General features: G+C 35.3%; 14 protein-coding genes and 1 tRNA gene. 6 read left to right on the forward strand and 9 right to left on the reverse strand.

Going from position 1 to position 22,604, the window contains the following annotated elements; all coding sequences use genetic code 11:
• Positions 1-39 precede the first annotated feature (39 nt).
• From RM520_RS04505 to dnaE, 6 genes are all read right to left on the reverse strand, one after another.
• The gene (locus RM520_RS04505) at positions 40-2,067 is read right to left on the reverse strand and encodes a DUF3857 domain-containing protein (protein ID WP_311387125.1); all 2,028 of its coding nucleotides are present in this window, start codon (positions 2,065-2,067) and stop codon (positions 40-42) included.
• Positions 2,036-3,865 (reverse strand): transglutaminase-like domain-containing protein, encoded by a 1,830-nt coding sequence (locus RM520_RS04510; protein WP_311387126.1) that lies wholly within the window; start codon positions 3,863-3,865, stop codon positions 2,036-2,038. Before RM520_RS04510 ends, RM520_RS04505 begins: the two co-directional genes overlap by 32 nt.
• Before the next feature lie 356 nt (positions 3,866-4,221).
• Positions 4,222-4,295: transfer RNA gene (locus tag RM520_RS04515), tRNA-Asp, on the reverse strand.
• Between the two features lie 119 nt (positions 4,296-4,414).
• On the reverse strand, positions 4,415-5,344 hold the full coding sequence (locus tag RM520_RS04520) for a DUF58 domain-containing protein (RefSeq protein WP_311387127.1): 930 nt from the start codon (positions 5,342-5,344) through the stop codon (positions 4,415-4,417).
• A gap of 75 nt (positions 5,345-5,419) precedes the next feature.
• Positions 5,420-5,737 (reverse strand): thioredoxin, encoded by a 318-nt coding sequence (trxA, locus tag RM520_RS04525; RefSeq protein ID WP_311384512.1) that lies wholly within the window; start codon positions 5,735-5,737, stop codon positions 5,420-5,422.
• Between the two features lie 146 nt (positions 5,738-5,883).
• Entirely contained in the window at positions 5,884-10,269 is a 4,386-nt protein-coding gene (gene dnaE / locus RM520_RS04530; protein WP_311387128.1) for a DNA polymerase III subunit alpha, read from the reverse strand.
• 253 nt (positions 10,270-10,522) lie between these two features.
• Between dnaE and RM520_RS04535 the strand changes: the two genes are divergently transcribed.
• The 6 genes from RM520_RS04535 to RM520_RS04560 all read left to right on the forward strand — a co-directional run bounded on the left by RM520_RS04535 (position 10,523) and on the right by RM520_RS04560 (position 16,571).
• Positions 10,523-11,173 (forward strand): 30S ribosomal protein S16, encoded by a 651-nt coding sequence (locus RM520_RS04535; protein ID WP_311384514.1) that lies wholly within the window; start codon positions 10,523-10,525, stop codon positions 11,171-11,173.
• 11 nt (positions 11,174-11,184) lie between these two features.
• A complete protein-coding gene (rimM, locus tag RM520_RS04540) occupies positions 11,185-11,712 on the forward strand; it encodes a ribosome maturation factor RimM (RefSeq protein WP_311387129.1) in 528 nt (175 codons plus the stop codon).
• 147 nt (positions 11,713-11,859) lie between these two features.
• Positions 11,860-13,191 (forward strand): sulfatase family protein, encoded by a 1,332-nt coding sequence (locus RM520_RS04545; protein WP_311387130.1) that lies wholly within the window; start codon positions 11,860-11,862, stop codon positions 13,189-13,191.
• Positions 13,192-13,336: 145 nt separating this feature from the next.
• Positions 13,337-13,996 carry a tRNA1(Val) (adenine(37)-N6)-methyltransferase gene (locus RM520_RS04550; RefSeq protein ID WP_311387131.1) on the forward strand — a complete coding sequence of 220 codons (660 nt, stop codon included), beginning with the start codon at positions 13,337-13,339 and terminating at the stop codon, positions 13,994-13,996.
• Between the two features lie 56 nt (positions 13,997-14,052).
• Positions 14,053-15,231: an acyl-CoA dehydrogenase family protein gene (locus tag RM520_RS04555; protein ID WP_311387132.1), complete on the forward strand. Its 1,179-nt coding sequence runs from the start codon at positions 14,053-14,055 to the stop codon at positions 15,229-15,231.
• Between the two features lie 68 nt (positions 15,232-15,299).
• Entirely contained in the window at positions 15,300-16,571 is a 1,272-nt protein-coding gene (locus tag RM520_RS04560; RefSeq protein ID WP_311387133.1) for an aminotransferase class V-fold PLP-dependent enzyme, read from the forward strand.
• Positions 16,572-17,121: 550 nt separating this feature from the next.
• Here RM520_RS04560 and RM520_RS04565 read toward each other — a convergent pair.
• From RM520_RS04565 to RM520_RS04575, 3 genes are all read right to left on the reverse strand, one after another.
• Entirely contained in the window at positions 17,122-20,151 is a 3,030-nt protein-coding gene (locus RM520_RS04565; RefSeq protein WP_311387134.1) for a DNA polymerase III subunit alpha, read from the reverse strand.
• A gap of 1 nt (position 20,152) precedes the next feature.
• Entirely contained in the window at positions 20,153-21,367 is a 1,215-nt protein-coding gene (gene dinB, locus RM520_RS04570) for a DNA polymerase IV (RefSeq protein ID WP_311384521.1), read from the reverse strand.
• Positions 21,368-21,555: 188 nt separating this feature from the next.
• Positions 21,556-22,569 (reverse strand): formylglycine-generating enzyme family protein, encoded by a 1,014-nt coding sequence (locus RM520_RS04575; RefSeq protein ID WP_311387135.1) that lies wholly within the window; start codon positions 22,567-22,569, stop codon positions 21,556-21,558.
• Positions 22,570-22,604: the final 35 nt, after the last annotated feature.

The following is a 22,604-nucleotide window of genomic DNA, read 5'->3' on the forward strand; positions in this document are numbered from 1 at the left end:
TTAAAAGAACGTTAGTTTAACCTAAAAATTAATCGTAAATTATTGGTCTTTCATTTTTACGATAATACGCCTATTTCTAATCTCCTGTAATAATTGATTCATTTTTTTCAGCAGATTATATTTATTTTTTGGAATCATTTCTTTAATGATTTTATAGTTGGATTGAAGTGTAACTTCATTATCTCCTACTAATTTTAAATTAAAAAAATACTCTCCGTATTCATTATTAACATCAATATTATAACTATCAGTATCTAGTATTTCAACCCTAAATGGAAATTTAAATATGGCTATTATGTCATCTGAATAACTATAATCAAGATAATAATTAAGTTTTGAAGCAGTTTCATTACTTTCAATTGTATTATGTTGCAATAACTTGTCCAAGGAAATAATAGCCATCTTATTATTTAGAAAAGATACTATACCGTTTAGAGAACCTTCCGCATTCATTGTATAGCGAAAAGGTTTAACCTCTTTAAATGAAGCACTAGTAATTGTATCAATCTCTATCAGATTTTCATCACCTTCAAACTCGTTTAAAGCATCATAAAAATCGCTCGCATCTTTGTCTTGAGATAACAATTCAAAAAAACTTTTCAATTCCGTGTAGAGTCCTCCAGATACAGAAAACCTATACTTTAAAGGTATCTTCTCCTCTTGCATTTCTACACTACTATAAAATACCTGTTTCACATAATTATGGCTTGAGTTTGCTGCGGGTAGTTTGACCATATTAACGGTAACTGAATCTGTTTGAGCTAGTTCAAGGTCATATCCAATAAACTTGTCCTTCTTTTTGATTTTTTCTGTAAAATATGGCCTTACAATAAGGGCATCGGTGTTATAAAGTGACGTAGGAATTTCGTTGATATGGTATTTGTAAAAAGCCTCATGAGGATAAAGCAAGTTCATGATACCTTTGTCATCGGTATATGCAAAAAATATATGATCGTACTCGCCTTTTCTTATATAATGGGGGTCAATCTTCCCAGCCCTTTTACTTCTGGCAAATACAGCCCAATAGTTAATTTCTAAATCTTCTAAGATTTGCCTAAATAATCTTCGAATGCTCTGTGGATTAAATCTTTTTTCCTTAAGGAAATAACCGCTAGATTTCAATAATTCATCCTCTTCAGCCAATTCCATTCGCATATTAGTCATAATATCATTATGCAAAAGTTTGAATTTGTAGTATTTACTGCTATCCTTGGCTTGATTAATTAGACCTTTTTTCCACCTATTATAAAAAGAAGCATTTTTATTATCCAAAGAAATAGGTTGCGTAATGAAATTAAATTCTTGATTGTATATATCTTTCCAACTTATTAGTTCGCTATCCTTTTTTTCCATTGAGTAATACAGATAAGGTAACTCGCAAGGAATACAGGTATTTTCATTTTCTTCCAATCCTTTTATTTTTTCCATTTTAAACACACAATAAAGTAACGTATCATTTGATACCACCTGAGGTTTAGGAAAATTGTTGTACCTCTTATACCTTATGTCAAGTTCTGGATTCGACTTAATTGAGTATTCCGTGTTCAAACTTGGAACACTTGAATATAGATTCACGAAATCCATCATTTGATGTGTCTTAGTATATTTAGTATAGGTGAAATTGGTTTCAATAGTATCACCAGGTTCAACCCCTGGGATGGGGTAATTAATAGGCCCGAATTTCTTATTATTGGTCTTTATTTGAAAAACTTTACTAGAATCTAATTCGACAACGGACCCATCAGATTTTAAGGTTTTAACATCAATCTCATAAATGTTGTTGCTAACATATTCTGATAAGTTTAGGTAAGCAAATTTATCTACACCAGCTCTATTGTTCACGACCAATTTATTATTAACCGTGACATACTTTCTATAACTGCCCCAGACTTTTCTATAGGTTATATCAGTATAAGAAAACTTCAGATATGCATCAGATTTTTTACAATATTCAAGAAAGTCTGATTTGGGAATACTATCGTTAGCTAAAACACCGGTTGATATTGCAAATAATATGCAGAAAACAATATGTTTTTCAATATTTTTTATTGAGAATAATTGGGTCATTTATTACCTTTTTAAAGGAGGTTAAAATATTATTTATTTTTTGAATATTCTCTTTATTCACAGAAACGTAATTGCATGAAAACTCGTAATCGACAGTAATTACAGATTCACTTGGATTTGATATTTTAAATAGTAGGGATACACCTTCTTCTGAAAATAAGTGCTCGATTGGTTTAAAAGATCGTATTTCATTTTTCATTTTAATAGTTGAGTGTACTTTTTTACTTAAATTACTGCCTAAATGAGTCCCTATTAACAGCTCATTTCGTGTCAGTGTCTCAAAGGGTCGCGGTAAAAAATCAAGAAACAGAATTCGAGTGTTTATATCATTAATTATCTTTCCTTTTATAGATAAGTTACCCTTTGCGTCTATTACTCTGTTTTTAGGTTCAATCTTAAATTCTTCAATTGATTGGTTATTCAAAACCGTCTTATAATGTTTTTTTAATAAAGTATTGACCTTATCCTCATCCAAACGGATGAATTCACGTCGTATAAAATTACCTGAAATCCCAAAATACATAGCTTGAAATTTACCTAACATTGACGTGTGATCTGAATTTTCTTCTAAATCTATATGGTATTCAATTAAGTTTTGTTGAGAGCTAAATCCTTTAACTTTATGCCAATCTCCACCATTTTTATTAATTATTAATAAAGAACGATTTTGAATACTTTGAACAGGGGTTTTGGGTGAATGAATAGGGTCCGTCGGATCTAAAATAAGAGGGATACCATCTATATAAGCTATACAAACAACATGATTCGCAGAACTCAACGAAGGGAAATCACAATCGCTAATATGATCATACGTAGCTGCAAGTGCAATATCACTGTTTATTCCTTTAAAGTTTAATGCTTCCGAAAGAAAATTAGATAAATCCTTGCAATCACCTTCTTTGTTAGAAAAAACCTCATTTGCATGTGTGGGGATAAAGGCCCCCATTCCTATTTCAATAGCTACATACTTAAAATTATTTTTTACATAATCATACAATATTTCAAGGATTTGGTTAGGTCTGGATTCATTTTTGGTTAGTTCGTTAATCTTTTGAATTACTTCTGAGTTAAGTCCTCTTTTACTTTGTACTTTTTGTAAATACCAATCATTCATATATCTCTTTTCGCTGCCTTTGTGAGATTTAGGAACTACGATAGTTCTCATCAAAGGCGCTCTCTTGTTTCTGTAAAGTCCAAATAATGTTAAGATATCAGGCTCTACTTTTTCAGGAATAACATTTATATTCCATTTGGTGGTATTAGCTGTCTTAATAGAATCAACCCTTACATATTTCAGTGAATCTTTATGAATGATATTATAAGTGAATTTGAATGTGTCGGGGACTGTTATCTTATACTTTAATGTGTCGATTAAATTATTTGAAAAAAAACGTAAATCGGCGAAATACATTAGCTCGCTACAAACAACAGTAAATGAAACTTTGGCGTCTGCTCCAGCAGGTATCACAACTGTTTTCACTTTTTTACTAGCGATATATTCAAGTTCTACATCTTCTTCTGTGATTACTTGATTTTTTAAAGGCTTAAAATGTTTGCCTTTTTTGACATAAACCTTAATATCCAATATTTTCTCGAGTTCACTATCATAAAAAATTGGGTATAAAATTAATTCATCACTTTTATTAAATGTGACATTCACATGTTTTACAAAAGACGAATCTTTTTTAATAAGAATATCTTCAATTTTATTAGTAATAGAGATATTCTGAGCCTGTCCTCTAACCGGAAAAATGATTAAAGAAAGTAAACAGCATGAAATAATAAAAAAGTTTCTCAAAAACTTAGTTAATCAAATGGTTAATGATTGGAGGTACATTAATAAAACAAATTACAATTTTTTGATTTAGCTTTCTTGTATTTATCGATGAATTGAAAAAGAAATACTACTACTGCTTTAAATTAAAAAATAGTATACGAATTCTAACATATGTTTTGGTCCAATTAAACTTAACTAACCATTCGTTAGATTTCAATTTTGAGTATTGATTGTTTTATAGTTATGGTTTCTTTGAATTTAATTTTGCCTAAATATTTTACTGAAATGGGTTTAAAATTATCGATTAGTATCTTTGTTAATAGCCCACTTTTTGTATGATAAAACCAAAAAAGCTCCCAATTTCTTGAGAGCTTTTGCGGTCTGGACGGGACTCGAACCCGCGACCCCCTGCGTGACAGGCAGGTATTCTAACCAACTGAACTACCAGACCAATGATTTTATCTTAAAAGACGCTAACAACAGTTAGCTTCAAATCTTGTTCAAATTGCTTTTTGCAAAGCGAGTGCAAATATACACTCCTTTTTGGTTTCGACAAACAATTTTTTTAATTCAAATAAATTTTTGTCGCTCGGTCATAAAAGTATTTAGTACGTTCGAAAAATTGGAACGTACATCTACTTCAACATACTTTATTTTGTATTGTGAGCATTTCAACTTTAAATCGCTTAGGTAGCTCTTCAACTTCTTTTGGTAGGCTTCTTTGATACTATCAGCATATAGGTCAATGTGCTTGCCTGTTTCCACATCAACAAATCGTTTTGGAGTATTATCATAGTCAAAAGCTAATTCGTGTTTTGCATCTGTTAGATGAAAAAGAACTACCTCATGTTTGTTGTATTTTAAATGCCGTAAAGATTCAAAAAGCTCTTTTTCTTCAACTTCAGTTTGAAACATATCTGAAAACAGAAATATGAGACTTCTACGATGAATTTTTTCAGCTATCTGATGTAAATAATGATAGGTTCTAGTTTCAGTAGATGAGCTTGACGTTGTCGTTACAGCATTCAATTTGCTCAATAACATTTGAAAATGGCGTTCACTACTTTTTTCATTTACGTAAAAGTCATAAGTGTCTGAGTAAATGCTTAAACCTACCGCATCGCGCTGCTTTTTAAGTAAATTCATAATAGCGCCAATGGCAAGAACAGCAAACCCTATTTTGTTCAAATTGTCTATTGCTAAATTTTTGATTTGAGGATAATACATAGACGCCGAATTATCAAGAATCATATGACAACGAAGATTGGTTTCTTCTTCGTAGCGTTTGGTGTATAATTTATCTGTACGAGCAAAAAGTTTCCAGTCTATATGTTTAGTGCTTTCACCACTATTATAAATTTTATGTTCTGCAAATTCTGAAGAAAAACCATGAAAAGGACTTTTATGAATACCGCTAATAAAGCCTTCAACTACTTGTTTTGAAAGCAATTCAAGATTCTGAAAAAGTTGGCCCTTATTTAACTCTGATTTTATTTCCATTGCGAACCTAAGATAAAAGAAAAAGGTCTGGTTTTCACCAGACCTTTTCTAATTTTTAACTAAAATAGTGATGCGCTACAATAAAGCGTCAATAGCATCAGTATAAACTTTCTTTGGCGAAACGCCAACTTGTCTATTTACGATTTCACCATTTTTGAATACTAAAACCGTAGGAATATTTCTTACTCCATATTTAGCTGCAAATTCTTGATTAGCATCTACATCAACTTTGCCGACCACAGCTTTACCATCATAGTCTGAACTTACTTCATCAATGATAGGGCCAACCATACGACAAGGACCGCACCAAGCTGCCCAAAAATCTACTACTACTGGTTTATCACTTTTTAAAACAACTTCATCAAAAGTTGCATCTGTTATTTCTAGTGCCATGTTTATTTATATTTACTGTTATACAAAGTTAGTCAAATATCTAGCTGTTTCCTTACCATCTCAACATTCGTTTTGATTATCAGGGCATTACTAAAAACTATTATTCAAGCCTTCTTTCGGTTGCTATGGCAACTGAATTTGGTCTTTTAATTTAATTTATAATGAACCTCTTGCTCTTCAAGGGTATGCAATAACTCACTTGTAATTTGTACTTTTTGCTTTCTGCTAGATAAGTTCAATTTAATTTCTTCTTCCATTTCATAAACTATAAAATTCAATGGATGATTACCTTGATAAGACCTTAAGGTGTCTTTTAAAGTGTGTATGCGCTTTTCTTGTAAGGCTGCAATATCTAACTTGATAGTCAATTTTTTCGCATAGGCTTCCATCACTTCTTGTAGTAACATAAAGCTATTAAACTGCATTCTAGGGTCACCTTTTTTGCCCGTTTCTCTATTAGTCCACCCTTCCTTAATGAAAATCTTTACATAAGCGAATGAATTGATCATTAAAAAATGCCTGAACTTTAAGTATTCTTCTCCAAATATTCTGAATTCAAAAGAATCGGTATAATCTTCCATGGTAAAGGCAGCCCAACCCTTTCCGTTTTTAGAAATTCGGTGCTGAACATCAGTAATAACACCGGCCACAGATAGTTCACGATTTATGTAATTTTCTATCTCGTTTAAATGTGAAATACCAGCATTGCAAAAGGCTTTAATTTCAGTTTTAAAGTCATCCAACGGATGCCCAGAAATGTAAATACCAACAACTTCTTTTTCACGTCTGAGTTTTTCCATGGTGCCCCATTCTTCGCAGGGTGGTACGATGGGTTCAGGAATTTGTGCCTCACTAATACCACCAAACATGTCCATTTGTGATGAGTTTTTATTCTCTTGATATTTTGCGGCAGATTTAATTACTTTTTCTAAAAAAGTAACATTATCACCTTCGGTATGAAAATATTGCGCTCTATGGGTTGTTCCAAAGGAATCGAACCCTCCAGCAACGGCTAAATTTTCAAAAGCTTTTTTGTTGGCTGCCCTTAAATCAATGCGTTTAGCTAAATCAAAAACAGAATTAAAGTTGCCTTCTTCTTTTCTGTTCGCGACAATAGTTTCAACAGCTGAACGGCCTACACCTTTTATAGCACCCATTCCGAAACGAACAGCACCTTTTTTATTAACGGCAAATTTGTAATATGATTCGTTGACATCTGGACCAAGAACCTCAAGTCCCATTCGTTTACATTCTTCCATAAAGAAGGTCACCTGTTTGATGTCGTTCATATTATTAGAAAGCACAGCTGCCATGTACTCCGCTGGGTAATGCGCCTTTAAATAGGCAGTTTGATACGCTATGTAAGCATAACAAGTAGAGTGACTCTTATTGAAGGCGTAAGCTGCAAAGGCTTCCCAGTCTTTCCATATTTTTTCAAGAATTTCTTCTGGATGTCCGTTGGCTATTCCACCCTCCAAGAATTGGGGTTTCATTTTTTGCAGTACGGCAAATATCTTTTTACCCATAGCCTTACGCAAGACATCAGCATCACCTTTGGAGAACCCGGCCAGTTTTTGTGATAGTAACATCACCTGCTCTTGATAAACCGTAATTCCATAGGTCTCTTTCAAATATTCTTCCATCGCTGGAAGGTCATATTTGATTTCTGCCATCCCATTTTTCCGCTGAATAAAATCGGGAATATACTCCATAGGTCCAGGCCTGTATAAGGCATTCATGGCTATAAGGTCATCAAAAACTGAAGGTTTTAAATCCTTCATGTGTTTTTGCATTCCTGGTGATTCGTATTGAAATATACCAACGGTATCTCCTCTTTGAAAAAGCTCATAGGTTTTTTCATCATCAAGCGGAAAATCATCGGGCACCAATTCAATACCATGTTTTGCCTTCACGATTTTGACAGTATCCTTTATTAGGGTTAAGGTTTTTAATCCTAAAAAATCCATCTTTAACAGGCCGGCACTCTCAACAACAGAGTTGTCAAATTGAGTGACATATAAATCGGAATCTTTCGCTGTTGCAACGGGAACAAAATTGGTGATATCATCAGGGGTGATAATTACCCCACAAGCGTGAATACCTGTATTGCGAACCGACCCTTCTAGAGTTCGGGCCATTTTTAAGGTTTGTCCTTCAAGGTCATCACCCTCAGCTATGTTTAATAACTGGTGCACTTTTTCTAAATCATCCGCACGAAATTTCTTCTTTAACTCAGCATCTGACTTTCCAAAGATTTTGCCTAGTTTAGACATGGTGGGTATCAGCTTGGCAATGCGGTCGGCATCACCCAATGGCAAATCTAGTACACGTGCGGTATCTCTAATAGATGACTTGGCTGCCATGGTGCCATAAGTGATGATTTGAGCAACTTGATTAGCACCATACTTATTGATAACATAATCCATTACACGACCACGACCTTCATCATCAAAGTCAATATCTATATCAGGCATGGATACCCTATCAGGATTCAGAAATCGCTCAAAAAGCAGATCGTACTTAAGAGGGTCAATATTGGTAATGGTCAAACAATAAGCTACCACGGATCCAGCGGCAGAACCTCGACCGGGCCCCACCGAAACATCCATATTACGAGCCTCTCTGATAAAATCTTCGGTGATTAAGAAGTATCCTGGATATCCGGAATTTTTAATCGTTTCTAATTCGAAGTCAATTCTTTCTTCAATCTCTGGCGTAATCTCTTGATATCTTTTTTTGGCGCCTTCGTAGGTAATATGTCGTAAATAGGCATTCTCTCCTCGGTTTCCTCCATCAACAGCATCTTCGGCTACTTTAAAGTCTTCAGGAATATCGAATTTTGGAAGTAGTACATCTCTTGCTAGTTCAAAAGGCTCCACTTTTTTAATGAGTTCTTCAATATTTAAAATTGCTTCTGGAGCATCTTTAAATAAGGCTTTCATCTCATCTTGAGACTTGAAATAATACTCTTGATTGGGTAAACCATAACGATACCCACGTCCTCTACCTATAGGTGTGGTTTGTTTTTCACCATCCTTAACACAAAGTAAAATATCGTGAGCATCAGCATCCTCCTTGGCACAGTAATAGGTGTTATTACTGGCTATGATTTTTACTTTATGTTCTTTAGAAAATTCTAAAAGCACTTTATTTACGCGATCCTCATCTTCTTGACCATGGCGCATCAGTTCGATATATAAATCGTCACCAAACTGTTGTTTCCACCAAAGAAGTGCATCTTCAGCCTGATTCTCACCAACATTTAAAATTTTACCTGGTACTTCACCGTATAGGTTACCAGTTAGCACTATGATATCTTCTTTGTATTGTTCAATTACTTTTTTGTCGATTCGCGGCACATAATAAAAACCGTCGGTATAGGCGATAGATGACATTTTAGCCAAATTGTGATAGCCGTTTTTGTTTTTGGCCAAGAGTACAATCTGATAACCGTAGTCTTTGACATTTTTATTGGTGTGGTCTTCACAAACAAAAAATTCACAACCTATAATGGGCTTTATCTCTTGCGCATTCGCTTCTTCACCTTTTTCTTTTGCTTCTTCATTTTGTGTTTGAACGGCTTTATTATGGGCTTTTACTTCTTTTACAAAGTGGAAAGCACCCATCATATTTGCATGATCGGTCAGGGCTACTGCAGGCATTTTATTTTCGGCAGCGGCTTGAACTAAAGCTTTTATATTGATAGTAGATTGTAATACCGAAAACTGAGAATGGTTGTGAAGATGTGCAAAGGGTGCGTCTTCTAGATGAGCAATATTTTCATTCAGTTCTTCTTCTGATACGCCAACTGTAGCTGTTTCCCAAAGCGCATCAGCTATTTTCTTTGAAGCTTTTTTTAGGTTGATGTGTTTTAACCCTATTAATTCAATTTCTTGAGGATTGGCTTCAGAGAAATTTTTGAAGTAATCCGGCTGAACATCAAGTTGTTCTTGGGTGTATTGTCGTTTGCGAATGAGTTCAAGAAAACAACGTGTTGTTGCCTCTACATCCGCAGTGGCATTATGTGCTTCTGCAAATGGTTTTTTAAAAAGAAACTCATGAAGCTCTGTTAGTGTAGGTAGTTTAAATTTACCCCCTCTACCACCTGGTATTTGACAAAGTTGAGCCGTGTGCTCGGTACATGTATCTAAAACTGGTAACTCTTGAAGCGGATTTTCGACACTAAGCCTATAAAACTCAGCTCCCATGATATTAACGTCAAACCCCACATTCTGACCAACAACAAATTTTGTTCGGCTCATGGCCTTATTGAATTTGTCTAAAACTTCGGCAAGTGGAATACCATTTTGTTCGGCTAAAGCGGTCGAAATACCATGAATTTGTTCGGCTTCATATGGAATATTAAATCCGTCAGGTTTTACCAAGTAATCTTGATGGTCTAACAGGTTGCCCATATCGTCATGCAATTGCCAAGCAATTTGAATACAACGTGGCCAGTTGTCTGTATCACTAATTGGTGCATTCCAACGCTTTGGAAGTCCAGTAGTTTCAGTATCAAAGATTAGGTACATATATTAAATTCTGTCAATTTGGGCTTTTACCTTGAGCAGTGTCCAAGGGCGTAAACCAATTAAAAAGTAAAGAATAAAAATACCTAAAAGAGCTATTTTGATAAAAACTAATTGTAAGTAGTTATTAACCAATAAAAAGTGCGAAATATTTATTGTAAAACTGCTATTTTAATGTATTTTTGCACCCGCTTAATAGTTAAAGCGAAAAAAAGAATTAATAACAAGGGTCGGGCACCCTACAAATTAATGTGATATGCCAGTAAAAATTAGATTACAAAGACACGGTAAAAAAGGAAAACCATTTTATTGGATTGTTGCGGCTGACGCACGTTCAAAAAGAGATGGTAAATTCTTAGAGAAATTAGGAATCTACAACCCTAATACCAACCCTGCAACGATCGAATTGAATATTGACGGTTCTGTACAATGGTTAAACAATGGTGCACAACCTACAGATACTGCGAGAGCTATACTTTCTTATAAAGGTGTTTTGTTAAAACATCATTTATTAGGTGGTGTTAGAAAAGGAGCTTTAACTGAAGAGCAAGCTGAAGAAAAATTTAACGCTTGGGTTTCTGAAAAAGAAGCTGCTGTTCAAGCCAAAAAAGATGGTTTAAGCAATGAAGAAGCTGCTGCTAAAGCTAAGGCACTAGAGGCTGAGAAAGAATTTAGTGATAAACGTGCCGCTGCTGCTTTACCAGAGGTTGAAGAGGCAGAGGAAGTTGTTGAAGAAAGCGCACCTGTAGTAGAGGAAGCTGCGGCTGAAACAACAGAAGCTGTTGAAGAGGTAAAAGAAGAAGTTGCTGAGGTTGTTGAAGAAGTTAAAGAAGAAGCACCTGCTGCTGAAGCGAAGACTGAAGAAGCTGCACCAGAGGCAACCGAAGAAGAAGCTCCAAAAGAGTAATTTTTTAAACGATGCGCAAGGAAGATTGTTTCTACCTAGGCAAAGTTGTTTCAAAATATAGTTTTAAAGGGGAGGTGTTAGCAAAAATTGATGCCGATGAACCTGATTTATACGAAAACATGGAATCAGTATTGGTTTCAATAGGAAACAATCTGGTTCCATTTTTTATTGATAGATGTCGACTTCATAAATCAGCATTACTACGTATTGATTTTGAAGAAGTCAAAGACGAGGCTACTGCTAATAGAATCATAGGAGCAGAACTGTACCTTCCTCTAAGTTTACTTCCGCCGTTAACGGGTGATAAATTTTATTATCATGAAGTTATTGGTTTCACTTTACTCGATGCTGTACATGGTGATATAGGCATAATTGAAGCTATTAACGATTCTTCTTCTCAAGTGCTTTTTGAAGCAAAAAAAGGAGATAAAGAGTTGCTCATTCCCGTTACTGATGAAATTGTAACCAAGGTAGATAGAGCATCTAAAACCGTTCATGTGTCTACTCCCGAAGGTTTAGTAGATTTGTATTTATTCTAGAAATTAAAGTTTAAATACTACATTTAGGGGCAACCTTGGCCTTCATAAATGTACCGGAGTATTTTTCTTCTTGTATTTACTTTGTTGATTTCTTGCCAAAAGAGAATCAACAAAATACCGAAATCAGATAGCTTACCTAATATTGTTTTGATTTTTACTGATGACCAAGGATACCAAGATCTTGGTGTTTTCGGTTCACCAAATATTAGAACTCCACATTTAGATAAAATGGCTTCTGAGGGGCTTAAATTAACTAACTTTTATGCCGCCCAGGCAGTTTGTTCAGCCTCAAGAGCAGCAATTTTAACGGGTTGTTACCCTAATAGAATAGGTATTCATGGTGCATTGATGCCAAATGCAAAAATTGGGCTTGCCCATCAAGAAGTTACTATCGCAGAAATGCTCCAACAAAAAGGGTATGCCACCGGTATTTTTGGAAAATGGCATTTAGGCGACCATCCTGATTATATGCCTTTGAATCATGGTTTTGATGAATTTTTCGGTATTCCATATTCTAATGATATGTGGCCTAATCACCCCCAGCAGGGACCTATTTTTGATTTTGACCCGTTGCCATTATATGAAAATGAAGTCGTTATAGATACTTTGACGGATCAAAGCAATCTAACCACCCAAATAACTCAAAAGAGCGTTGAATTTATAAAGCGTAATAAGGATAAGCCATTTTTTCTGTATGTTCCACATCCACAGCCACACGTACCTTTATTTGTTTCAGATAAATTTAAAGGTAGATCAGAACGCGGCCTTTACGGCGATGTTATAATGGAAATTGATTGGTCAGTCGGTCAAATTATGAAGACGTTAAAAGATGCTCATATCGACGATAATACCTTGGTTATTTTCACATCTGATAATGGTCCTTGGTTGGCTTATGGCAATCATTCAGGAAGTGCTGAACCATTGCGCGAAGGTAAAGGTACTGCTTGGGAAGGAGGGCAAAGAGAGCCTTTCATTGCTCATTTTCCTGGAAAAATTCCCAGCGGCACTACGCTAAAGACACCACTAATGGCTATTGATATTCAACCAACACTTGCAGAAATGGTAGGGGCTGATCTTCCGATAAACGAAATTGATGGCAAAAGTGCCTGGAGATTGTTTAAGGGTGAAACCGAAAAAAGCCCTCAAGACGTTTATTTTTTCTATTATAAAAAGAATGAACTACATGGGGTACGTTATGGAAAATGGAAACTATATTTTCCGCATAGCTATCGTACCATGAGGGGACAAGAACCGGGAAAGGACGGTCTGCCGGGGGAATATAAAATAATTGGAATAAAGGAAATTGAATTGTACGATTTAGAAAATGATATTAGTGAGACCAAAAATCTTGCATTAGAAAAACCCGAAGTAGTTGCCAAAATAAAATTATTAGCAAATGATATGCGCTCACAGCTAGGGGATGCATTATTAGAACTGGAAGGTTCAGAAACGCGGCTAGCGGGCCAGCTAAAAGAATGAAATAGTTTTAATTTAGTAACCTCAATCTGATGCGAGATTAACCTGACCATATGGTTCTAGAGACTTCGCTCTATGTAACAGTATATAAAAATTGAACAAGCCTTTTAAATTCAAACAATTTACAATCAATCAAGATAAATGTGCCATGAAAGTGGGAACCGATGGGGTCTTGCTAGGTGCTTGGGTTTCATTGGATAAGGAGCCTAACTCTATTTTAGACATAGGAGCGGGTTCTGGCCTAATTGCTTTGCAGCTTGCCCAACGTGCAATTGCGGAGACTATAGATGCGATTGAATTGGATGAAGATTCATATGAGCAATGTGTTGAAAATTTTGAAGCCTCAGCATGGGGTGACCGATTATTTTGTTACCATGCCAGTTTACACGAATTAGTTGAAGAAATGGAGGACGAATACGACTTGATTGTTTCTAATCCACCATTTTATTCAGAGGTCGTAACTAGTGGTGACATGGCAAGAGATATTGCCAGGCAAGAACTTTCATTACCATTTGATGAATTGATTAACGGGGTTTCAAAGCTGCTTTCAAAAGAAGGTGAATTTGCAACCATAATTCCTTATAAAGAAGAAGACAGATTCATAAGTTTGGCGCAAGAAATAGGTTTATTTGTCTGCCAAATAACCCGAGTAAAAGGAACGGCTACCTCGGTTATTAAAAGAAGTCTTATTCAATTTTCATTTACTCAAACCATTCCACAAGAAAAGGAATTGGTGATTGAAATAAACCGTCATGAATACACGTTGGACTATCAAGAACTTACGAAGGACTTCTACTTAAAAATGTAACATTATGCGTGTGAAATGTTACATTTGCTTAGTACCTTTGATTAAAATTATTTTGCATGAAGCCTGATTTATTTGAAGCTCCTGACTATTACAATTTAGATGATTTACTTTCTGAAGAACACTTATTGGTTCGTGATGCTGCGCGTCAATGGGTGAAGAGAGATGTTTCTCCAATAATTGAAGATTACGCCCAGCGAGCAGAATTTCCGAATCAAATTATTGGTGGCTTGGCAGAAATAGGTGCTTTCGGACCTTATATTCCCGAAGCCTATGGTGGTGCCGGTTTGGATCAAATAAGTTATGGCCTTATTATGCAAGAAATTGAACGTGGCGATAGTGGTGTTCGTTCAACAGCTTCCGTTCAGTCTTCTTTGGTGATGTATCCAATTTTCACCTATGGAACTGAAGAGCAACGAAAAAAATACTTACCCAAATTAGCTTCTGGAGAATGGATGGGATGTTTTGGTTTGACGGAGCCTAATCATGGCTCTAACCCTGGTGGCATGGAAACCAAGTATAAAGATATGGGTGACCATTATTTGTTGAACGGGGCTAAGCTATGGATATCAAATTCTCCTTTTGCAGATGTTGCTGTGGTTTGGGCTAAAAATGAAGAAGGTAGAATCCATGGTCTCATTGTAGAAAGAGGAATGAAAGGTTTTTCTACTCCAGAAACACATAACAAATGGTCCTTAAGAGCTTCGGCCACGGGAGAGCTAATTTTTTCTGATGTCAAAGTTCCAAAGGAGAATTTATTACCGAACAAATCTGGTTTAGGGGCTCCATTGGGTTGTTTAGATTCTGCTCGATATGGGATTGCGTGGGGCGCAATAGGTGCTGCTATGGATTGCTATGATACTGCTTTGCGTTATGCCAAAGAGCGCATCCAATTCGGTAAGCCGATTGCGGCATTTCAATTGCAACAAAAAAAGTTAGCTGAAATGATAACCGAAATAACAAAAGCACAATTATTAGCCTTTCGTTTAGGTCAATTAAAAAATGAAGGGCGAGCAACAACTGCTCAAATTTCTATGGCAAAACGTAATAATGTTGATATGGCTATAAAAATTGCTCGTGAGGCTAGACAAATGCTTGGCGGAATGGGTATAACAGGTGAATATAGTATCATGCGCCATATGATGAATTTAGAAAGTGTTATTACCTATGAAGGAACACATGACATTCACCTCTTGATAACAGGTGCTGATATTACCGGACATCAGGCTTTTAAATAATCAATTCTTCAATTCCTCTTTTCTAATGTATTTTTATAAGGATTCAAATCCTGAAAAATCCATAGAAAATGAGTAATGATTCAAGAAGAAAGTTCTTAACCCGTTTAGGTCAAGGAAGTTTAGGTGCTATTGCCTTACCAGTCTTTGGGAGTAATTTAACTGCAGATTGGAACTCCACAGGATTAGATGCATTTGCCAACAATGAAGACTATTGGCATTTGGTTAAATCTCAATTTCAACTTCTTGAAGGATTGCATTATTTTAATAATGCTTCACTTGGAGCATCATCCACTCATATTCAACAAGCAACAAATCAGTTTAGAAATTTGCTAGATGGTTTTCCTTCGAAATATATGTGGGGCGGTTGGAGAGAAGAGAAAGAAGAAGTAAGACAAAAGGTCGCCAATCTATTTTCAGTCACTACCGAAGAGATTGCATTGATTCATAATACCACGGAAGGTATGAACCTTATTGCACGTAGTTTTGATTTACAACCCGGGGATGAAGTTATTCTAGCGAATCACGAACATTCTAGCGGTCGTATTCCGTGGGAGGTTTGGCAAGAAACTAAAGGAATTAAGATAGTACGGCCAGAGTTGCCCATACTTCCTGAAAGTGTTGCCGATTTAGTTGATGTCTATGAAAAAGCTATAACATCAAAAACTAAAGTAATTTCAATGTGCCATATTGTAAATACAAATGGTATGCTACTACCTGTAAAAGAAGTTTCTAAAATGGCACATGAAAAAGATATTTTGGTAGCTGTTGATGGGGCACAAACAGCAGGAATGTTTACCATTGATTTAAATGATTTAGGTTGTGATTATTATACGGCAAGTGCTCATAAATGGTTATTCTCACCAAAGGGTATTGGGGTGTTTTATGCAAAAAAGGATAGTCAAAAGTATTTGAAGCCTTTGATGGTAGCCAGGGGGCATACTGATAAAAGCATTCGGCGTTTAGAAAATTACAATACTAGGAACTTACCTGAAGTACTGGGGTTGGGTGCCGCTGTAGATTTTCACAATACCATTGGATCAAAGCAAATACACCAACGTACGTTTGAATTGAAACAGTACTTTCGCTCTAAAATTGAGGACGACTCAAGATTTGCAATAAAGAGTCCTGGTTTAGATGAACTTTCAGCTGCGATTCAGGTGGTTGAGATACGAGGAAAGAGTGTAAATACTGCAAAACAAGAACTTTGGGATGATTACGGTATTGACTGTAGACCTATGAGTAGCCATGGTTTAAACGCTTTAAGGCTTTCTTTCGCTATTTATATTACAAAGAGTGATATTGATTATTTAGTTAATGCACTACGTAAAATAGCCGTTTAGTTTTACTTTGATTACATAGTTCTCTTACTTCACTACATTTTAGTTGTGTTACACATCATTTCTTTTAATTGCTATTGAAGTCCTTATACATTTATCATGTAATAATTCAGAAAGTAAATTTTTTCATTTTCATATAGTGTTCTCGTAAAAGAGCCTCAGTCCTAAAAGACGAGGCTCTTTTTAGTTCAACTCATTAGGTTAAATTGTTTTTTGGATGAGATTATTTTTTGACTTTAATCTTGCAGGTAAAAGGATAGAGAGCCATTAGAATTTATGAGTGTAGTGCTTATATCATTAAAAAAACGCGCTTTACCACAAAAGCACCTTGGTTCACAACAATAATTTACAAGGCATGGGCCCTACACCTACATTTACACCATAATAATTAGCTAAATAAATTTTTTCATTTTCATATAGTGTTCTCGTAAAAGAGCTTCGGTCGAAAGACGAAGCTCTTTTTAGTTGGTAGCTATTGAACTCTTTTATACCTATTCATTTTTCTAACTTAGCTAGCTAGCTAGCTAGTTAGTGAAGGGAAGATTTGTTTAGCTTATGAATTACCTTGAATGGGAGAATCTTTTCTCGATGCTCTTGGCTTCATCAATTTTTTACTGGTTTTCATATCGGCATATCTGGGGTCTGGCACATATTTTTGTTTTTGCATTTTGATTACTTCAATACTAAGAAAACCAAATTCACTAACCACTTTGCCGTAAAATCGATAAATACCTCTTCCGTGAAAAGGATATTTAGCTGCTATTGGCGGAAAGAGTACAGTATCAAATACTTCTCCGTTTTGGTCTAAAAGTGTCGCAAAATACATGCGTTTTCCAGTATGTGTGCTTGTGTTTTTTACGGTAACTAAATACCCATAGATATCTATTTTTCTATTGAGGTATTTTGCTAGGTCTTTTTGACCATTTGTTGTTTTTGGACTTTCTTCAAGTAAATTAAAAGGACTACACAGCGGAAAACCTAAAAGTTCCCATTGTTCAAAAGCAGTCTCTAAATATGTGGTATTTAATTCAGGAATCTGGAAATTACGATGCTTAGGTGGAAATAGTTTTGGATGATCTACTCGTTTGGTTTTTGTAAGTATTAAATGTGCTTTCCAAAGTAATTTATGTTTATTAATACCTGTAAAACGAAATGCATCAATACGTATTAAAATACTTATCTGTTCTATTGAAATTAGAACGCGATCTAAAAAATCTTCTAGCGATTTAAATGTTCCGTTTTGCTTTCTTTCGTTCAAAAAACGTTCCATTACACGGTGTTCTAAATCTCGTAAATATAGCATCCCTAAATAAATGGTTGTTCCATAAATAACATTTGAAATTTGACTTTGATTAATACATGGAGGATGAATAGTTGCTCCCATCATTCGAGCGTCATGTATATAAAATTCAGGACGATAAAATCCGCCTCCATTATTAAGTACTGCAACTATATACTCTAACGGAAAATAGGCTCTGAGAAAGAGGCTTTGATAGCTTTCTACTGCATATGAAGCCGAATGTCCTTTAGCGAAGGCATACCCAGCAAAGCTTGCTACTTGATTCCAAATTTCATCAATTAATTGTGCTGAGTATCCTTTTGTTACGCAATTACTTCTAAACTTATCTTTCACTTTTTCGAACTCGGCACGCGAACGAAATTTACCACTCATTCCACGCCGTAAAACATCTGCCTCTCCCAAATCTAATCCTGCGAAATGGTGAGCTACTTTAATTACATCTTCTTGATAGACCATGACACCATAAGTCTCAGGCATGATACTTAGCATTACTGGATGTGCTTTTTCTTCTGTTCTGCCTGGGGTTCTATGTCTAAGAATATACTCGCGCATCATACCACTTTTTGAAACACCTGGTCTAATAATAGAACTAGCAGCTACTAGGCCTAAATAATTGTCCACTTCTAATTTTTTTAGAAGCATACGCATGGCAGGTGATTCAACATAAAAACAACCCATGCATTGCGCTGTTTTAATCAGGTTATTAATTACAGGGTTTTTATAAAATTCAGAGACATTATGAATGTCAAAGTTTGCTTTTTCAGGTTGGTTTTGTTTTACAATGGCTACGGTATCTTTAATTTTTCCTAGGCCGCGTTGTGCAAGAATATCGAATTTAAAAAGCCCAACATCTTCTGCAATGACCATGTCAAAATGAACGGTAGCAAAACCTTTGGGAGGCATGAATGTTGCTGAAAAAGATTGTAAAGGCTTCTCGCTAATAAGTATTCCACTAGCATGAACGCTAACATAGTTGGGCATACCTTCAATAAGACTTCCATATTTTAGAACAAGCCTAGCCATACTATCTGCTTTTGCCGATGGAATACCTCCATCGCTCAATATATCTATCTCGTCTTTTGGTAGCCCGAACACCTTACCTAATTCACGAATAACCCCCTTTCGTTTAAAAGTTACATAAGTACCTACTAATGCCACATGATCAAATCGATTAAAAATATACTGAGTCATGTGTTCTCTATCACGCCATGAAAAATCAATATCAAAATCTGGTGGGTTGGCTCTATAAAGGTTAATAAACCGTTCAAAATATAAATCAAGATTAATCGGATCTACATCCGTTATATAAAGTATATAAGCAACAATACTATTAGCGCCACTACCTCTACCCACATAGTAGAAATCATTCTTTTTTGCATAAGAAGTAATATCCCAATTGATTAAAAAATAAGAGATAAAGCCCATTTGCTTTATAAGTGTTAGCTCCTTTTCTAGACGGTTTTTAATGACTTTTGTGATTTTTGTGTAGCGTTTAATCAAACCTTCTTTGCATAGTTTTTCAAGAAGTTTTTGATCATCTTCTTTGCTTGTAGTGTAATTTTTTAAATTTTGAGGTTTACGATTGGTTGAAAAATCAAAATGGATATTGCATTGATGAAGTAATCGTTCGGTATTTTCTAAAATGAAGGAGTATTCAGAAAAGACTTCTACAAGATTTTCAATAGGATACATTTGCTCACTTTCACTCGCTACTTCTTTTTCTTCTAGCTTGCTCAAGAGTACATTGTTATCAATTGCTCGTAGTAATCTATGGGCATTAAAATCTCGTTTATTTCTAAAAGTTACTGGTTGTTGAACAACCAGTTTATCACTGTATGTTTTTAATCTTGAAAAGGGGAGTCTACGTAAATCTTTTATAGAAATACCAATAAATTCATTGTCTAAAAATTTGTCCTTTTCATTTAAAAGGACCTTTTCAAAGGGGTATATGGTAAAGGTGTTTTCAATAACTGGTGCCTGTTGAGGTATTTCAATGCCTGTATGTAGATGGTGTGATAAAAATTTATTTAGTTCTTGGTATCCATCATTGTTTTTAGCAATGCCCACAAAACATTGGTCCACACCATTTCGAAAATCGATACCTATAATAGGCTTGATATTATATTTAGAGGCCTCGCGTACAAAGTTTAAACAAGCTGAGGTGTTATTTATATCAGTTAGCACCAATTGCTTTACTTGGTTTTTTTGTCCTAATTGTAATAATTCTTCTTCAGAAAATGTTCCAAAACGTAGACTGTAATATGTATGACAGTTTAGATACATATTATTGTTTTCTATGCGCCAATACTATAGGTGGTTGTCCATTAAATGGGTTCTGCATTCTGCCAATAGTTTTTGCACCAATAGCCGAAGCTCTAATAACGGCACGGTCACCAAAGCGATTACGTACTTTGTCCATAGCCATATAAAGATTAAGAGCTTCTTCAGTATCATCAAAAAGATTGATTTGATAATTGCCCGATACCAGATGGCTAAACCGAATTCCGACTAGTCGCACCAACATTCGTTTATTATAAAGTGAATCAAACAAACCCATGATTTTTGGAATTAAAATATGGTCAGCGCTTGTATAGGGAATACGCATTTGTTTTGAATAAGTATTGAAATCTGAATATCTAATTTTTACTGCAATACAGGCTGTCAATTTTTCTCCACGCCGTAACTGATACGCTAAATTTTCAGTCATTGCTATGATAATCCCTTTTAGTTTTACAACATCAATAGTATCGCGATCAAACGTACGTTCATTAGAAATAGACTTACGTTCATGAAAAGGTATTACGGGTGTATTATCTACTCCGTTTGCTCGTTTCCAAATAACCTTGCCATTAGCTCCCAGTACACGTTGCATAACATCCATCGGCATTTCTTGTATGGTTTTTACTTGACGAATACCCAGATTGCGCAAGGTTTGGTAGGTTTTATCACCTACCATAGGTATTTTTTTTACCGATAATGGTGCTAGAAAAGTCTTTTCAAAACCAAAATCTATTTTTAACTGGTTGTTGGGTTTGGCCTCATTTGTAGCCACTTTTGAAACCACCTTATTTGTTGAAAGCCCAAAAGAGATTGGAAGTCCTGTTTCTTTAGTGATTTTATGTCGAAGCTCAGAGGCGTATTTGTAGCTACCAAAAAAGCGATCCATACCTGAAAGGTCTGCGTAGAATTCATCAATACTTGATTTTTCAAAAAGAGGTACCGCCTCTTTAATGATTTCTGTAACATTATCTGAAAATTTACTGTAGGTGCCTGCGTTACCTTTAATTACTTTAGCTTCAGGGCATAGTTCTCTTGCCATTTTCATAGGCATTCCGGAATGAACACCGTACCCTCTCGTTTCGTAACTGCAAGCAGCTACAACGCCTCTGTCAGTAGTGCCACCTACCAATAACGGTACGCCTTGTAGTTCAGAGTTAATTTGTCGCTCTACGGATACAAAAAATGTATCAAGATCTAAATGTAAAATGGTCTTATTCATAGTTATCCGGATGAAACCCTGATACCTTATTCAGGGGTAGTTCAATCAACCATTTTGCCTTCAATAAGGTGTCAAAATTGGGTTTTACTAAAAAGGGATAACTAAATTATGGAATATATCCTAATAATTGGAATATATCCAATATTAGATATCAACAAAATCAAATAGTAATAGTAATAGAACTGTTTCTATTCTCTAATAACACATCGGAATCCGGTATGTTCTAGACCAGTATCAGGTGTTGAACTCATTCTAGCAGAAAGTCGATAGCCAGTACAGTAACTTTCAGCACAAAGAAAAGAACCACCACGTACTACTTTTTCTTGGCTTTTATTGAAGTATTTTTTAAAATAACCGTCTTCTCGTTTATCGCGAATTGTATAGGCGTTAGGGTAGTAAGTGTCTAGACACCATTCCCATACATTACCCGCCATATCATATAAACCATAACCGTTTTTGTGAAAAGACTTTACAGCAGCCGTTTTAGTGAAGCCATCTTCTTTACTGTTTATACTTGGAAATTCACCTTGAAAAAAATTAGCGTGTTGAATTGCTTTTGAAAATGAATTACCCCAAAAATACTTCGTGTTTTGAGTGTTACCTTTAGCCGCATATTCCCACTCGACCTCAGTAGGTAAGCTTTTTCCAGACCAATGTGCGTAAGCCATAGCGTCATACCATGAAACTTGAACGACGGGGTGGTTATCTTTACCTTTCAAAGAGCTATTTTTTCCGTATGGATTTTTCCAGTTAGCACCGAGTTCAAACTTCCACCACATAGAAGGATTAGTTTCGTCAAATATTAGCGCTCCAGGATCATAGGTCATATCATCAATGTTAATAGGTCGTTCAGCAGTGGTAACATAACCTGTGGCATCAATAAATTCTTTAAACTCCTTATTCGTTACTTCATGAATATCCATCCAATAAACAGAAACAATTTCTTGATGAGAAGGTAACTCATCTTCACGAGCTTGATTCGTAATTCCGCCCATACTGAATTTACCACCTCTAATTTTTACCATCTGAATAGTGTCTTTTAATGGATTTTCTTTTACTGGCAGCTTTGAAATTTCTAACAAATAAGATTCATGATAGCTTAGTTTTTTTAATGGCTTAATACTATCATCGCTTTTTTCTTTTATATTACAAGAAGCTAGTAAGATGAGCATAATGCTACTATAAAATATGGTTTTTGTCATACTCAGCAGTCTAAGAATATTTAAAGAAACATAAA

This window comes from Croceitalea vernalis (assembly GCF_031846405.1).
In the GTDB taxonomy this organism is placed as follows: domain Bacteria; phylum Bacteroidota; class Bacteroidia; order Flavobacteriales; family Flavobacteriaceae; genus Croceitalea; species Croceitalea vernalis.

Excerpts from the sequence above, each read along its gene's own strand:
- rimM (WP_311387129.1), top strand. The coding sequence starts at position 11,185 with ATGCGCAAGGAAGATTGTTTCTACCTAGGCAAAGTTGTTTCAAAATAT.
- RM520_RS04550 (WP_311387131.1), top strand. The coding sequence starts at position 13,337 with ATGAAAGTGGGAACCGATGGGGTCTTGCTAGGTGCTTGGGTTTCATTG.
- trxA (WP_311384512.1), bottom strand. The coding sequence starts at position 5,737 with ATGGCACTAGAAATAACAGATGCAACTTTTGATGAAGTTGTTTTAAAA.
- RM520_RS04535 (WP_311384514.1), top strand. The coding sequence starts at position 10,523 with ATGCCAGTAAAAATTAGATTACAAAGACACGGTAAAAAAGGAAAACCA.
- RM520_RS04565 (WP_311387134.1), bottom strand. The coding sequence starts at position 20,151 with ATGTATCTAAACTGTCATACATATTACAGTCTACGTTTTGGAACATTT.
- dnaE (WP_311387128.1), bottom strand. The coding sequence starts at position 10,269 with ATGTACCTAATCTTTGATACTGAAACTACTGGACTTCCAAAGCGTTGG.
- RM520_RS04555 (WP_311387132.1), top strand. The coding sequence starts at position 14,053 with ATGAAGCCTGATTTATTTGAAGCTCCTGACTATTACAATTTAGATGAT.
- dinB (WP_311384521.1), bottom strand. The coding sequence starts at position 21,367 with ATGAATAAGACCATTTTACATTTAGATCTTGATACATTTTTTGTATCC.
- RM520_RS04575 (WP_311387135.1), bottom strand. The coding sequence starts at position 22,569 with ATGACAAAAACCATATTTTATAGTAGCATTATGCTCATCTTACTAGCT.
- RM520_RS04505 (WP_311387125.1), bottom strand. The coding sequence starts at position 2,067 with ATGACCCAATTATTCTCAATAAAAAATATTGAAAAACATATTGTTTTC.
- RM520_RS04520 (WP_311387127.1), bottom strand. The coding sequence starts at position 5,344 with ATGGAAATAAAATCAGAGTTAAATAAGGGCCAACTTTTTCAGAATCTT.
- RM520_RS04560 (WP_311387133.1), top strand. The coding sequence starts at position 15,300 with ATGAGTAATGATTCAAGAAGAAAGTTCTTAACCCGTTTAGGTCAAGGA.